Consider the following 17,564-nt stretch of genomic DNA (forward strand, 5'->3'; position numbering starts at 1 on the left):
ATCGTTTAAGGCGGTTAATCGGGGGTGTAATTAAGAAATTGTAAATTTTTATTAATAACTGATTGCTATATTGTCTAGATGATTTTTGTTTAAAATATAATAGTATAGTTTTGGTCATCTGCTAAAAATGACAATTTTTTGTATATTGTAAATAGCAATTAGTAGTTAGATGTCTTAAAAAAGGTGGGTAAATTCCCTTAAGGTGGAACGTAGATTGTAAAGGCTCAGTAACTTGTTGTTGGCAACGAAGAATACCTTTATTTATTATATCTACCCCTATGATTACAAATTTACCTCTCTATTTGGCTCCTGCCAGAGGATCTTCTGTATCCAAATCTCCGTCAAAATTATTTTCGTTAATCGCGTTGGCTTTTGCTGATAAAATGAAATTTTTGTTCTGTTTGTTGTTTTTTCTTGTTTTTAGCCAACAAGCAAATGCTCAGTTTACGATTACAGAGAACTTTAAAAGTAACTCTACAGGTAACGTGACGATTGGAGGAAATGCGGTGTTAACATCCGGATCTATTGATCCGGTGGGTAATGGTTGGCTAAGGCTAACCAATGACACGCAGTTAACGAATGGACAATTGGGCTATGGTTATGTAAATCAAAGTTTCCCCTCTACTTTAGGGGTGTCTATTGATTTTGAATATGTAGCCTGGAGAAGGACAAACCCTTCGGATGGGGCTGATGGTTTTTCCGTGTTTCTTTTTGATGCGGCTACCTCTACTTTTTCTATCGGTGGAGCAGGGGGCTCTTTGGGATATGCCAATAGTACTCGTGTTAATCAAACCAGCCCAGGACTTTCAGGTGGTTATATTGGGATCGGATTAGATGAATTTGGAAATTATTCAAACAGTGGAGATGGTAAAAATGGAGGGAATTCTGCTATAGGTAAAGATGCTGTGGTTCTGCGTGGCCCGGCACCTACTTACACTTATATTACTGCGCGAAATACACCAGCAAGTGTGGATTATGATGCAACTGTTAATCTGACTGGTCGCCCAGCACCAACTGCTTTTTATAGAAGGGTACAGATGGACATCACGCCGATTACCAGTGGAGTCGATATCGGTAAATATAGCATCACTGTAAGATGGAAAACCAGTACAGGCGGTGCATTTGTGACGATCTTACCAGCGACAACCATTGCACAAGCTCCTCCTAAAAATTTAAAACTGGGTTTTGCATCATCAACAGGAGGATTCACCAATTATCATGAGATCAGAAACGTAATCATTACTACTCCGGGTGGTGTTCGTGTAGATAAGACTGTCGACAAATCAAGTGCGGTTTCTGGCCAGGATGTGACTTATACTGTTAACGTTACTAACTCTACTGCCGCGGCAATTGCCAATTTGAAACTGGCGGATACCATAAGAAATTCCAATAATACCGTTCTTACTTCAGCTGACTTTACGATCAACAGCATTGCTTTCAGTAATAATGGTAATCCTGGAAATACATCACCTGGATATACGAATGGAACAGTAGTAGCAGGCGGAACAAATCCTTTCAATGCCACATTAAATATGGCGGCAAATACCACCAGTACTTTCACTATAAAAGGGACGATTAATAACAATTATAGCAATAGCATTCTTAAAAACTCGGTAGGAGTAGATCCCTCACTCACGGGAATTACGGATAGCGATTTAACCAATAACTATTATACGGTATCCACAAATGTATTAAGACAAAGTGTGGATGTCGCGATTTCTGGAACAGTAGATAAAACCTGTTATGTACCTGGTGGAAATACTTTCAATTATACGGTAACCAATCAGGGAGCGACTCAAACGGTTGGTTTGGTCACGGTAAGGTATACCCCTCCTCCAGGATTCACTGTAATAGGAACTCCTTCTGGTTCGGGTTGGACGTCTAGCTTATCCGGGGGAATTTATAGTTTTATTAGAACACTAGCTGATCCTTTGGCATCAGGTTTTGCTTATCCGCCAATTTCAATCAAGGCTTTAGGGCCTACTACGGGAGGCCCCTGGACAAATTCTGCAATAGTAAGTTATATAGGAGACACGGATGCGACAAATAATACTGCTTCGGTTCTGACCTATGCCATTCCTGCGGCACCAACAGTAGAAGCCACAACGGTAAACTATTGTTTAGGAGCAACCGCAGTGCCACTAACTGTGACGGGTACAAATCTAAAATGGTACACTGTTCCTGTAGGTGGAATGAGCAGTACCATTGCACCAACGCCATCAACAACTACAGTAGGTACTACAAGTTATTATGTGACCTCAAGTAACGGAACCTGTGAAGGGCCTATGACCACTATTAACGTGGTGGTACAACCTTTAATCACCGGAAATACCATAACAGCCAATCAGACGATCTGTTCAGGTTTGATACCAGCTAGTTTAACAGGAGGGGCGGTAAGCGGGGGATCTGGTAGTTATCTTTATTTATGGGAACAAAGCATTAATGGAGGAGCATGGACAGCAGCCAGTGGCCAGAGTAATCAGCCAAACTATTCGCCTCCCGCATTAACGGCAACTACGGCTTACCGTAGAAGTGTGACTGGTGGCGCATGTGTAAATACTAGTAACGTCGTAACGGTTACCGTTCAACCTGTAATCAGTTCGAACGCCATTGTTCCTCCAGCCAACCTGGCGCTTTGTGGTACAGGAGATCCTGGATTGATGACGGGTTCAGCAGCTTTGGGCGGTACTGGAACACCAAGCTATCAATGGCAATCCAGTACAGATAATGTAACCTATGTAAATATTGCTACTGCAAACGGAGTAAATTATGATCCTGGAAATATCACCGTATCAACCTGGTATCGCCGTCTGGCTTCATCAGGAGCTTGTTCAGTCGCAAATATCAGTAATGCAATTAAATTCACGGTGAATCCGGTATTAACTGCAGGAACTATTGGTGCAAATCAAGCCTTTTGTGAATCGGCCATGCCAGCAACATTTAATGAGGTAACTCCTGCTACGGGAGGAGATCAGATTTATGGGTATCAATGGCAAAGTAGTACAACGAGTGCGACTACAGGTTTTGCTGACCTTCCAGGTGCAACACAAATTAGCTATACCGTAAGCAGTCCAATTCGCCAAACTACTTATTACCGCAGAACGGTAATTTCAGCCGCTTCAGGCTGTGATCCGGTAAACAGTCCTGCGGTTACCGTTACGATAACTCCGGTAATTTCTGGAAACGCACTAACTACGCCAGTCGTAACAGCTTATTGTGGGCCAACCGATCCTGGTGTGATTACAGGTACGATACCAACTGGCGGCAATGGGACTTATGTTTACAAATGGGAAAAAAGTACCGATGCTGGTAATAGCTATACGGTAATAGGTGGCAATACAGCTAATTTAACTCCTGGAATTGTGTCTCAAATGACGCTATTCCGTAGAACGGTGACTTCTGGTTCATGTTCGTCTGTTAGTGTTCCAGTAATTATTTATATTGATCTTGCCCCAACACCTTCGAATGCAGGTGCTAATCAACAACAATGTGCCGTAGATTTATTCCAACTGAACGGAAATGTTCCGGTTTTAGGAACAGGAGTATGGGCCGTGGTATCAGGACAAGCCACTATTGACAATGTGAATCTGGCAAATACAACTGTGAACATTGCAAAAGGAAAAACAGCGACTTTGTCCTGGACCATTAGTGCTGGCGCTTGTCCATCATCAGTGAGCAATGTAACATTGACTAATTTCGATAATCCAACAACTGCAAATGCAGGTCCGGATATTATACAATACAATTCTGGAGCATTTACTATGAATGCCAATGTGCCAACTTCTGGAACAGGAGTATGGACCGTTAAAGCAGGAAGTACTGCAACAATTGCCACACCAACCGCAGCAAATACTTTGGTTACTATTGCGCCCGGAAGCACTGCAACCTTAATCTGGACAGTATCAAATGGTACTTGTGCTTCTTCTTCTGATGAAGTGGTAATCACTTATACCAGACTCGCAGATATTAAAGTAACGAAATCAGTAGTAACTCCTGGACCATTTGTTGCCGGACAACCGATTGTTTATCGCATTGTGGCCACTAATAATGGCCCGAGTGATGCTACCGGGTTAAAACTACTGGACAATGTGCCTGCTGATATTTCCGTATTGGCGATTAGTGCCAATGCCATGGGAACCGCTGCAATTACCCAGAATACTTCTGCTGGTAATGCCGTAAATATAACTGGTAACCTAGCTTTCGGTGCTGGTAACAGCATTACAGTAGATGTGAATGGTACTGTTGCTGCTAATTACTCCGGTAATCTGGTGAATACTGCTACGGTAACTTCTCCAATTATTCCAGATCCTGACGGAGCAATCTCTACAGTAACCAGTCCAGTGGATAGAAAACCAGTACTCGTGTTGGAAAAAGAGGGACCCTCGAATGTGATTGCGGGTGATGCGATTGCTTATAAAATCACAATAAGAAATACAAGTGCCAGTGATGCAATTGGAACTGCGATTCAAGATGTTATTCCATCAGAGATTAGCAATGTGAACTGGAGCTTAAGTAAAACCGGAACGGCAAGCTTTACTGGAAACAACAGTGGAACTGGAAATAATATCAATTTTAATGCAACAATCCCTGCGGGATCAGGTAATACTGTAGTGCTGAATGTTAATGGGACGGTACAGTCTTCCGTAAGATCAATCTTCCGAAATACAGCAACAGCAACTCCAACGGAAAATGTTCCTGCGGTAAATTCGAATACGGTAGTGACCTCTGTTGCTAGCGAATCAGGATTGTCGATGTTGAAAAACGGACCTGCCAATGCGCAGGCAGGAAGTCCGATTAGTTATACTTTGAAAGTGACCAATAACGGTTTGAGTGATGCCTTGAACGCATATATTACAGATGCTGTTCCTACCAATATAAAAACAGTGAGCTGGTCGGCAACTGTGCAGGGAACAGCTTCGATCATCGGAGCAAATAATGGAAATGGAAATTTCATCAATCTGAACGGAAATATCCCAACAGGAGCGGCAAATGCAATTTTGGTAACCATTAATGGAACGGTGGACCCATCTTTCAGCGGCAGTATCAGTAATACCGCTACTGCTGAGCCATCGGAGTCGATAGGTAACCCATCGAGTTCTACAGTAATCACTCAGGTGAGTCGTACCCCAGTATTAACGATTACTAAAACCGGTGCTACTACTTTAGTTGCAGGTCAACAAGTTAGTTATGTAGTTACCGTAACGAATACCAGTACTGCAGATGCGAAAGCTTTAGTGATCACAGATGCGGTACCTGCTGATCTGAGTAATGTAACCTGGAGTACTAGTACACAAGGGACAGCCTCGGTAGTTGGTACAGGAAATGGAACCGCTAATGCGATTAGCGTAACTGGAAACCTTCCTGCCGGTGTGGCCAATAAAATCATCATTAATATTACGGGAACTTTAAGTTCTGCTTTTTCGGGTAGCTTAGCAAATACGGCTACAGCTACTCCTGCAGAGCCTGGGACAGTCCCTAAATCGGCAACAAGTACAGGGCAAGTGAGCAGGGTACCAGTGTTGAGTATTTTGAAAACAGGTCCGGCAACCATTCCAGCAGGACAGCAAATTACTTATACGGTTACGGTAACCAATACTGGTGCTTCTGACGCTGTTGACCTACAAATTGCAGACATGGTTCCGGCAGTGGTTAAAAATGTAACCTGGACTTCTACGGTTGGAGGAACGGCTATTATTGATGCAGGTGGAACAGGAATTGGGAATAATATAGCTGTAGTGGCAGATATTCCGGCAGGAGCAGCTAATAAAGTGATCCTGACCATCAGAGGCACGGTAGATCCTGGTTATGGTGACAATTTTACCAATACAGCTACGGCAACACCTTCAGAAAGCACTGGAGTACCAGTTAGCTCTTCTGTCATGACTATCGCCATGCGTAAACCGGAACTGAGCATTACCAAAACCGGTCCTGCAACATTACTTGCCGGACAAAACATTACCTATGCTATTATAGTAAATAATTTTAGTAGCTCCGATGCCATAGCATCTGCGATTACAGATCAGGTACCGGCAACAATTACTGGGGTAACATGGTCGGCAATAGCTGGTGGAGCAAGTGTCATCAATGGTACTGCCACTGGAAGTGGAAACGCAATTAGTCTAAATGCAAACCTTCCGGCGGGTGCTAATAATACTGTTACCTTAACGGTGAAAGGTAAAGTCTCTGCTTCATTTGCTGGAACATTAAGTAATACTGCAACAGTTACTCCTATAGAGTTTGGATCGGTGGCTAAATCGGCAACCAGCAATACAACAATTAATAAAATACCGGTATTAGCGATCCAAAAAACTGGTCCTGCAACGATTTCTGCAGGTCAGCAAATCAATTATACTTTAACAATTAATAATACAGGAACTTCGGATGCAAGTAATGCAACAATTACAGATGCGATTCCAGCAGGAATTACCAATGTAAGTTGGACGGCAACAGCCGACGCGGGAGGTACTGCTACAATCCTAGGTGCTACATCAGGAAATACAAATGCTTTGACTTTTAATGCAAATATTCCTGCGGGCTTAACTAACGTGATCCGGGTAAATATCCAGGGTAATGTGAACTCGGCAGCAACAGGGAATTTAGTAAATACCGCTACTGTAACGCCATCAGAATCTGGTGCTAATCCATCCAGTTCTACGGTGACGACGACCTTGCAGTCTGTTCCGGGAATTACGTTGTCAAAATCTGGCCCTTCGCAGATTGCTGCAGGGCAAACAGTAACTTACACCCTAATTGCAGGTAATACTGGTCCTTCGGATGCTACTAACCTGAATATTACCGATGGCGTTCCAGTTCCTTTAACCAATGTAACCTGGACCGCAGTATCAGAAGGTACCGCAGCAATTACTACTGGAGCGACTGGTACAGGTAGCAGTGTAACCGTAATTGGGAACATCGCTGCGGGTAGCGGAAATAGAATCCTGGTCACCATCACTGGTCTGGTACCATCAAATACTTCGGCTACTACTTTTGCCAATGTGGCCAAAGCTAGTCCGTCGGAACCTGGTGTACCTTCGGTAAATTCAAATACGATTACGACTATCATCAATAAAAAAGTGACCATCTCTGCCGTTAAATCTGCAACAGCTGTACTTTCAGCAGGGGAGAACATCACTTATCGATTAGAAATAAAAAATACTGGACCTAGTGATGCGCAGAATTTATTGATTGCAGATCAGTTGCCATTAGGAATAACCAATCTCCAATGGACAACCGCTACCAGTGGAACTGCAACGGTCATCTCTGGCGTCACAGGTACCGGGAACTCCCTAAGTCTACGCGGTAATATTCCGGCAGGAAACGGGAATATAATTTTGGTCATGGTAACAGGTAAAGTAGATCCTGATTTTACAGGAACACAATTGGTGAATACCTTTACCGTTGATCCTTTGGAACCAGGAAATCCTACTGTAACATCAAATATTACCACTACCCTAATCAATAAAACCGCAGACCTGCAGATTTCAAAAACAGGCCCGGCAACAGCGATTGCAGGTAGAACGGTAAATTATACGATTACAGTAAATAACGTAGGCCCATCAAATACCTCGAATGCGAGTATTGTGGATCAGGTTCCTGCGGGAATTACAGGAGTATCCTGGACTGCTACCGCTCAAAATGGCGCGGTGATCAATACCAACCCGGCTTCAGGTTCCACAAATAGCATCAATATACTGGCGGCTATTCCTGCGAATTCAGGAACGGTAACGATCAATGTAAGCGGAACAATTGATCCAGGTTTTACAGGAAGCATACTAACTAATACTGCCACCGCCACTCCGGAAGTAGGCGTGATAGACCCAACACCGGCAACAAGTACTGTGGTTACCGCGATTAGCCGCTCTGCCAATGTGAGAATTACTAAATCTGGTCCAGCAAATATTACAGCCGGTGAACCGATTACCTATACTTTAAGAATTGTAAATGATGGACCTAGTTTCGCAACAGGAGTCCTGATCAGAGACTTATTCCCTGGAACTATTCCAAATTTTCCAGTGACCAGTGTTAGCTGGACGGCTCAGGCCTTAACCGGAGCAGCCTTAAACGGTGGAGCAGCAAACAATATGGTTACTGGAAGTGGGGATGTAGCCTTTAGTGCTGATATACCTTCCAAAACAGGGGTAGTAGAAGTGATTATTAAAGGAACAGTGAGTCCGGCAGCTACGGGCGCATTTGTAAATACAGCCACTGCGCTTTTGCCTGCAGGAAGTCAGGTTGCAGATCCTGACCTGGGGTCTAATACGAGTTCTGTGACTACTGCTGTTGTCGTAGAAACGAATTTAGCAGTATCGAAAAGCGGACCAAGTAAGATCAATATTGGTGATCCGATTACGTATACCATAGAGATTAAAAATAATGGGTTGAGCAACATTACGGACGCGGCTATTACCGATGTGGTACCTAATTCTGTGGCCGTAAGCAGCTGGACTGCAGTGGCCTCAGATGGCGCGTTTATAGAGGGGGCGCTGAACGGAACCGTTTCTGGAACTGGTAATGCAGTCATCACTTATGGCGATATCCCATCTACAATAGCGGGGAATCCTCCTTCGGTGATCAGACTCACTATTCAGGGAATTGTGAAAACAACAGCTGAAGCGACCTTTACCAATACGGTTATAGTGGAAGCAAATGGCGTTAAAGAAAGTGCTGTGGTGACTGCTTTAAATGCTTCTACAGATCTGTACATTGAGAAAAATGGCCCTCAAAGTATTCTTGCTGGTTCTCCAATTAACTACCAGATAAAAATTGGTAATGATGGTCCAATAAATGTGGCAGGACTTAGCATTTCAGATGTAATACCTGCGGTTATTCAAAATGTAAACTGGACGGCTACAGCTTTCGGAACGGCAACAATTACTGGTGCAACTAATGGAAATACAAATGGCGTACAAACCACAGTTTCAATCGATGCGGATCCTGCCAATTACATTTTAATTAATGTTCAGGGGACAGTGGATCCAGCTACTAATGTGACTGCCATTAACAATACCGCAAGCTTAACACTTCCTGCTGGCGTGTCTGATTTTAATCTCACTAATAATACGAGTACTGCTTCAACAACAGTGGCTTCAAAATCTGGCTTGTCCGTACGTAAAATGGGACCTGCAGATGCTGTCGCGGGATCAGAAATCAGCTACACGATTATTGTAACGAATGCAGGACCTAGTAATGCCATAGGCACAGTAATTACTGATGCCGTTCCTGCAAACGTAAAAAATGTGACCTGGACTTCTTCTCAGGTTGGTGCTGCAAATATTACTTCAGGAGCAACAGGTACTGCAGGGGCAGATAACTTGGTTACGCTGACCGCGAATATTCCTGCAGGTGCAGGGAATGAGGTGGCCATTGTACTGAAAGGAACGATTGATCCTTCTTTTGCTGGCTCATTGGTAAATAATGCAGTAGCGACGCCTGCTGAACCAGGAAACCCGCCAGTAACTTCGCAAAATGTAACTACTACGGTAACGAATAAAACGGCATTGAACATTGTGAAAACAGGACCATCAAGTGTGGCTGCAGGAACAACAGTTCAATATCAATTGCTGTTGAACAACGCAGGGCCAAGTAATGCAGTAGGGATGGTTATCACTGATCAGATTCCTGCAGGCTTGACTAATGTGCGTTGGACTACGGCTACCACTACCGGTGCAGTAGTGACTGCAGGTGCAACCGGAAATGTAAACCCACTAACAGTAACCGCTAATTTCTTAGCAGGTGCAGGTAATCTGGTAGTCACGATTCTGGCAGATGTTCCAGCAAACAGCCAGTTGTCAACGGTGAGTAATACGGCCAGTGTGGCACCATTAATTCCTGATCCTAATAATCCACCAGTTACTTCTAATGAGGTGACCACAGGAATTGTGAAAGATGTAACACTGAGCTTAACAAAATCAGGCCCTCCAACCTTAAATTCAGGAGAAAATATTACTTATACATTAGCTATTAAAAATACAGGTCCTTCAAATTCTACTGCAACAAGATTAACAGATGCGGTTCCTGCAGACATCAAGAATGTTTCCTGGACGAGTACTGTTGGCGGTGGTACGTCAATTACCAATGGTGATATAGGATCTGGAAATAATATAGATTTAACAGCTGATATTCCATTAAACGGAACGATTCTGGTAAATGTGAAAGGAATAGTAGATCCTTTATTTGCAGGTATCTTAACGAATACCGCAGTGTTGAATCCGCAGGAAGTTGGCGAAGAGCCAGTGAATGCGGTTGCAGTAACACAGGTGAGTAAATTGACGAATTTACAGATTGGTAAAAGTGCAGTCAATACTGCAGTTGCAGGTCAGGTGATGACTTACCAGATTAAGGTGATCAATAACGGACCGAGTACTGCGCTGAATGCCTTGATTTCAGATGCGATTCCGGTACAGCTGCAAAACGTAAGTTGGACAGCGACAGGATTAGGTGCTGCAGTAATTACAGAAGGTGCTCATGGAACAGGGAATACTTTACGTGTGAAAGCAAACCTCCCTGCAGGTCAGCAAAATGAAGTCGTGATTGAAGTAACCGGAACTATCCTGGCTTCTTACGCAGGTACATTAAGCAATATTGCTACGGTGACTCCGGTAGATCCAGGGAATCCTCCAGTGGTGACACCGCCGGTAGAAACAGTAGTAACGAAAAAACCTGAAATCAATATTAGTAAAACAGGTTCTGCTACAGTTACCGCTGGTGGACAAATCAGTTATACCATTGAAGTCAATAATACCGGATTGAGTGATGCCAGTAACCTGGTCATCTCGGATGCGGTAAATTCAAATATTAAAAATGTGAGCTGGACCAGCAGTACTGCCGGTGCCGGTAGTATCATCAGCGGGAATCAAGGTACTGGAAATGCAGTATTGATTAAAGGAAACATTCCAGCTGGTGCCGCTAACAAAATCACAATTACCATTAAAGGTACCGTAGATCCTGCATTTGCAGGTACGCTGAGCAATATCGCCACTGCTACACCGGAAGAACCAGGTATTCCGCCAGTGGTTACGCCACCAGTAGAAACTGTGGTCAATCAGCTTCCGGTAATTGTAGTTAATAAAACAGGTCCTGCATCAGCCACTGCCGGTGGAGCCATCACTTATGTAGTAGAAGTAAGCAATACCGGTTTGAGTAATGCGAAGAACCTGAACATTACCGATCAGATTGATCCGGCAATTACCGGAGTGACCTGGACAGCCAGTACAGCAGGAACCAGCACGATTAATGGGGCAAGTTCTGGTACTGGAAATGTGGTGTTAAATGCGAATATTCCTACTGGTGCGGCTAATAAAATCAGCATCAGCATAAGCGGAACGATCAATCCTGCTGCACAAGGTAAATTGGTCAATATGGCCATTGCGACGCCTGCAGAACCTGGAATTGTTCCGGTAAACAGTAACCCTGTAGAAACTAATATCGATCAAAAACCAATAGTAGTGATCACTAAAACCGGACAACCTACGGCTACGGCAGGGGGAGAGGTAACTTATATCATTACTGCGGTAAACAATGGATTGAGTAATGCTTCCGGGTTAATCATCGTGGATGATGTACCTACTGCATTACAGAATGTAAGCTGGACTTCTGTTTCAGGAGGAGCAGCATCGATTCTTGCCGGAGGTACTGGGACTGGTAACTTTATGGCACTAACCGCCAATATTCCAGCAGGTAATGTCAACAATAAAATCACGATTACTCTAAAAGGAACGGTAAACCCTGCTTTCTCTGGAAAACTGGAAAATGTGGCCACTATTGCAGTGCCATTAATTAACTTCCCCAACGTAATTACGCCGCCAGTAGAAACTGTAGTGGACGCCAAACCTGGTATTACGCTGGTTAAAACGGGGCCAGCTGCGGTCATCTCCGGATCGGAAATCACTTATACAATTGTTGCAGGAAATACCGGATTGAGTAATGCAACCGCATTGGCCATTACGGATGCAGTGCCTGCTTTACTGAGTGATGTGAGCTGGACCAGTGTAGCTTCCGGAGCCGCCGTGATCAATACCGGTGCTGCCGGTACGGGAAATGTGCTGCTCTTAAACGGTGATATTCCTACAGGTGCTAATAACCTGATCACGATTACAGTAAAAGGAAAAGTTGATCCTTCGTACAATGGTAACCTGAGTAATACTGCAATTGCTACGCCATCAGAACCGAATACGGTACCGGTAAATGCCTCAACTACGGCTATTGTTAGCAAGACGCCAGTGTTGGCCATTACGAAAAACGGGCCGGCTACTATTGCTGCAGGAGGGGAAATTGTATATACCCTAAGCATTAGCAATACAGGAAAAGCCAATGCAGACAATGCCACCATTACTGATGTGATTCCTGCAAATATCACCGGGGTAATCTGGGATACAGTCGCAAAAGGAGGTGCAGCTGTCATCAGCGGTGCAACAGGAAATACCAATAACCTTTCTATAAATGTAAATGTTCCTGCAGGTGGGGGAAGTACCATACTGGTCACCATTAAAGGGATAGTTAGCCCATCTGCAACCGCAGATCTGGTGAATAAAGCAACCATCACCCCCGCAGAAGACGGAACAGTTCCTGCAAGTTCAACAGTAACCACTACTTTAAACTCTGTCTCTTCGGTGAGCCTGGTTAAAACAGGCCCATCACAGATTTCAGCGGGTCAGACGGTAACTTATACCTTACTGGCAGGAAATAACGGTCCTTCTGATGCCCGTAACCTTAGTATCACGGATGCAGTGCCTGCCGGATTAACCGGGGTAGCCTGGTCAGTAGCAACACAAGGAACGGCTACAGTAAGTACAGGTGCAAATGGAACGGGCAATAATGTGCAGCTGACAGGAGATATTCCTGCCGGTTCGGCCAACCATATTTTAGTAACCATTACTGGAAAAGTGCCAGCTTCGGCTGCTGCCGGAACATTGACAAATGTGGCCATCGCTACACCTTCGGAACCAGGCAATCCTCCGGTAACTTCCAATACCATTACCACTACTGTATCTCGTACTTTGGGGATTAGAACAGTGAAATCTGTGCTAGGTTCAATTGCTGCCGGTGAAACCATCAATTATTTCCTTCAGGTTTATAACGATGGCCCTGGGGACGCAGTTAATCTGGCGATCACTGATGTGGTACCTGCAGGAATTAACAATGTGACCTGGACAAGCAGTACAAGTGGAACTGCAAGTGTGGTCTCGAATGGTACTGGCAGCGGAAGTAATGTAGACCTATTGGTAAATATTCCGGCAGGAGCTGGAAATATCATTTGGGTATCGATCAAAGGACAGGTAGATCCAGGCTTTACTGGAGCCTCCCTCAAAAATAGATTTACTGCAACGCCATCGGAACCAGGAAATCCTCCAGTAACTTCTGAAGAAGTAACGACGGATGTGGTTAAAATTGCAGACCTGCAGATCTCGAAAACAGGACCTGCCGCTGTTGTCGCAGGTTCTGATATCAGCTATACGATTAATGTGAAAAATGCAGGTCCGAGTAATGTAACGGCTGCAACTATTGCAGACAATCTGCCGGTTGGTTTTACCGTACAAAACTGGACTGCAACCGGACAAAATGGTGCGGTAATTAGTGGTCCGGCTAGTGGAACTGGTAATGTAAGCCTAACTGCGGCAATTCCTGCAGGGAATGCAAGCATACAGATTGTGGTGACCGGAAAAGTGAATGCGAATTTTACAGGTACCAGTCTGATCAATACTGCATTAGCTACCCCAGAAGCAGGAGTGACAGACCCAACACTGGCGACTAGTACGGTAACGACTTCGATCAGTAAGGTCGCGAATGTCAGAATCACTAAATCAGGTCCAGCAGATATTGCGGTTGGAGAAATGATGATTTATAACCTTCGTATTGTGAATGATGGCCCAAGTGATGCGGTTGGTGTATTGATCAATGATGTGATCCCGCCAAATCTGGAAGCAGGAGCAACCTGGACTAGCACCCTTCTGGGTGGAGCCAGCTTGAGTCAGCCTTCAGGAACCGGTAACATCAGCCTGATTGGCGGAATACCTTCAGGAACAGGTGTCATTGAAATCAGTATCCTTGGAAAAGTAAAAGCAAATAATTTAGATAAAACAGTGTTTACAAATACGGCTACCGCTTATTTCCCTGCTGGCAGCCTGATTATTGATCCGGATCTGGGTTCAAATACCAGTACGGTGCCAACAATAATCAACAATGATCCAGTGCTTAAAGTATCGAAAAGTGGTCCGGCAACGGTGAATATCGGCGATCCGATTGAATACACAATTGTCGTAAGAAACGGTGGTGCAGGAAATATTGTCAATGCAATGATCTCCGATCCGGTACCTAATGATGTAGCGGTAACCAGCTGGTCTGCTACCGCAACAGGTGGAGCAACGCTGAATGGAGCTGCTCAGGGTACAACCAATTCAATCGTAACTTCTGCGGATATTCCTGCTGATGGGAATCCGAATACAACTGTATTGATTATGGTGAAGGGTACTGTAAGAGCTACTGCCAACGCGGTGTTTACAAATACGGTGACGGTAACTGCCAACGGAGAACGTAAAAGCTCTGTAGTTACTGCCGTGAATCAGTCCACAGATATTAAGGTAGAGAAATCTGGTCCACAGGCAGTGATCTCCGGATCTGCGATTACTTACACGATTAAAGTAACCAACCAAGGGCCAAGAGATGTGGTTGGATTAACGATCAAGGACAATGTTCCATTGGAGATTGGTCAGGTCAGCTGGACGGCTCAGGCAGTGGGTAATGCGAGCGTTAATGGAGCAACTACCGGTACGACCAATGCGGTATTAGTGAACGGTGATGTGCCGGTTGGTGCAGCCAACTATGTGCTGATTACCGTGAACGGTACGGTGAATGCCAATATGCCTTCTGGAAATATCAGCAACATCGCTGCGGTGACTTTACCGGTAAGTATTGTCGACTTTAACATGGCCAACAATACCAGTGAAGTGAAAACAGTAATCAGTTCCGTTTCTGGATTAACGATCAGTAAGGCTGGTCCTCAGGATGGACTTTCTGGATCTGCGATCACTTACACAATCAAAGTACGCAACAATGGATTAAGTAACGCAAATCAGGCACAGATCAGAGATGTGGTGCCGGCAGGAATAAAAGCGGTAAGTTGGACAGCCACTGCTACAGGCAATGCGCTGATCAATTCTGGAGCTACTGGAACAGGAAATACAGTAGCCGTAAATGCAGATATTCCCGCAGGTATTAATGCTGAGGTGACGATTACGGTTAATGGTACGATCGATGCAAGTTTCAGCGGACCAATTGTAAACACCGCTACGGTGACGCCTGCTGAACCAGGTAATCCAGCGGTAACTTCTCCACCAGTCACCACGAATGTCTTGAATAAATCTGCACTGAAAATTGTGAAAACAGGACCGAATATTATTGAAGCAGGTAAAACTGTGAATTATACACTGACCATTAATAATGCTGGTCCGGGTAATGCGGTAAATGCGGAGATTTCAGATGCGATTCCTGCTCAATTAACCAATGTAAAATGGACCAGCAGTGTTGCTGGCGCGGCGGTCATCAACTCAGGTGCAAACGGACAAGGCAATGCGCTGTTGATCAGGGCAGATCTTCCAGCTGGAAATGGCATCATTACCGTAAATATCAGCGGATTGGTTCCTGGAGGAACTACCGCTGGAAATATCAGCAATACGGCAACAATTAAGCCTTTAGAGCCGGGTAATCCATCAGTTCCTTCTAATACGGTAACGACAGCAATTGTAAATAATGCAAGTTTAAGTCTGGCGAAAAGTGGTCCTGGCACATTAAATTCAGGAGAAGCTATCAGCTATACACTGACGATTAGAAATGAAGGGCCATCAGACGCGATAGGTGTTAAAGTATCGGATTTGGTAGATCCTGCGGTAACGAATGTTTCCTGGACTACGAGTCTGAATGCTGGGGCAACCATTAGTTCAGGGGCTACGGGCAATGTGAATGCAGTAGCATTGACGGCGAATGTTCCTGCAAATGGCAGCATCCTGGTCAACATCATCGGTAAGGTAAATCCTACTTATACCGGAGTATTGGTCAATAAAGCAACATTGACGCCTGCAGATCCTGCTAAACCAGTAATTAATGCGCAGGTGAGCACGACGGTAACGAGTCTTTCTGCACTGAAAATCACTAAAACAGGAGCTTCGACAATAACCGCAGGTGGCCTGATGAATTACCAGATTACGGTGGTTAACCATGGCCCGGGGACTGCGCAAAATGCAGTGATCAAGGATGTGGTTCCAGCACAGTTAACCGGGGTAACCTGGACGGCTGTTGCGAATGGAGCAGCAACGATTAGTAATGGATTAACCGGAACAGGAAATGCGTTAAGCGTAACAGCTACAATTCCTCCCGGTGCTGCAGATGGTGTGGTGATTAACCTGAGCGGAAAAGTAGATGCAGCTTATTTGGGTACCTTAAGTAACACAGCTACGGTGACGCCAACAGAACCGGGTAACCCCCCAGTAGTGACACCTCCAGTAACCACCGTTACTGTTGCTAAACCATTACTGAACATTAAGAAAACTGGCCCGGCTACCATCAGTGCAGGTGCAAATATTACCTATGTGATTGAAGTTGGAAATACAGGATTAAGTAATGCTAAAGGAACGCTGGTGACCGATAATGTGCCTGCGGAAATTACCAATGTGAAATGGACAACTACTACTGCTGGAACTGCTGCAGTAACTGCCGGTGCAACCGGATCAGGTAATGCGGTAACAGTAACAGGAGATATCGCAACAGGTGCGGCTAATAAAATAACCATTACCGTAACGGGAACAGTAAATGGAGCTTTCGCAGGGACGCTAAGCAATATTGCTACAGCAAAACCTGCTGAACCAGGCATTCCTCTGGTAGTTACCCCGCCATCAGAAACAGCAGTCAGTAAAACACCAGCGGTGACGCTAAGTAAAACTGGCCCGGCGCAATTGAAATCTGGTGAGACGATTACTTATGTGGTAGAGGTGCTGAATCCTTCTCTAAGTAATGCGGATAATTTAACGATTACCGATTTGGTAGCTTCCGATATTCAAAATGTAAAATGGACTGCTGAAGAGATTGGTGCTGGAAAGATTCTTTCCGGTAGCACAGGTGCAGGTAGCCGCGTAAATCTGGTCGTAGATCTGCCAGCAGGAACAGCAAATAAAATTTTACTGACAATTACAGGTACAGTATCTAAATCGTTTACCGGCCAACTGGTGAACACCGCAAGAGCCATATCTGCAACGGGTACTCCGGAAGTAAATAGTAATACAGTATCCACTACGGTAGATAACGCTGATTTTATCATTCCGAATATCATTACACCAAATGGTGATGGCAACAACGATACTTTCAAAATCAAAGGACTAGAGAATTATTCGGGCACTCAGGTGACGATTTTTAACAGATGGGGTAATGAGGTGTACCGCTCCGACAACTATAACAATGATTGGGATGGTAGTCAGCTGAATGAAGGTACTTATTATTACCTGATATTGAGAAGAGAGAAATCCGGATCGACAACATCGTTTAAAGGTTGGTTATTTATTAAAAGGTAGAACATTTAA

1 protein-coding gene is annotated in these 17,564 nt (G+C 44.5%); it reads left to right on the forward strand.

The genetic code is table 11. The annotated features are described in order from the left end of the window. Positions 1-383 precede the first annotated feature (383 nt). Positions 384-17,555: a gliding motility-associated C-terminal domain-containing protein gene (locus R2S10_RS17600; RefSeq protein WP_316841718.1), complete on the forward strand. Its 17,172-nt coding sequence runs from the start codon at positions 384-386 to the stop codon at positions 17,553-17,555. The last annotated feature ends 9 nt before the right edge of the window (positions 17,556-17,564 follow it).

This window comes from Pedobacter gandavensis (genome assembly GCF_032678745.1).
Taxonomy (GTDB): Bacteria; Bacteroidota; Bacteroidia; order Sphingobacteriales; family Sphingobacteriaceae; genus Pedobacter; species Pedobacter gandavensis_C.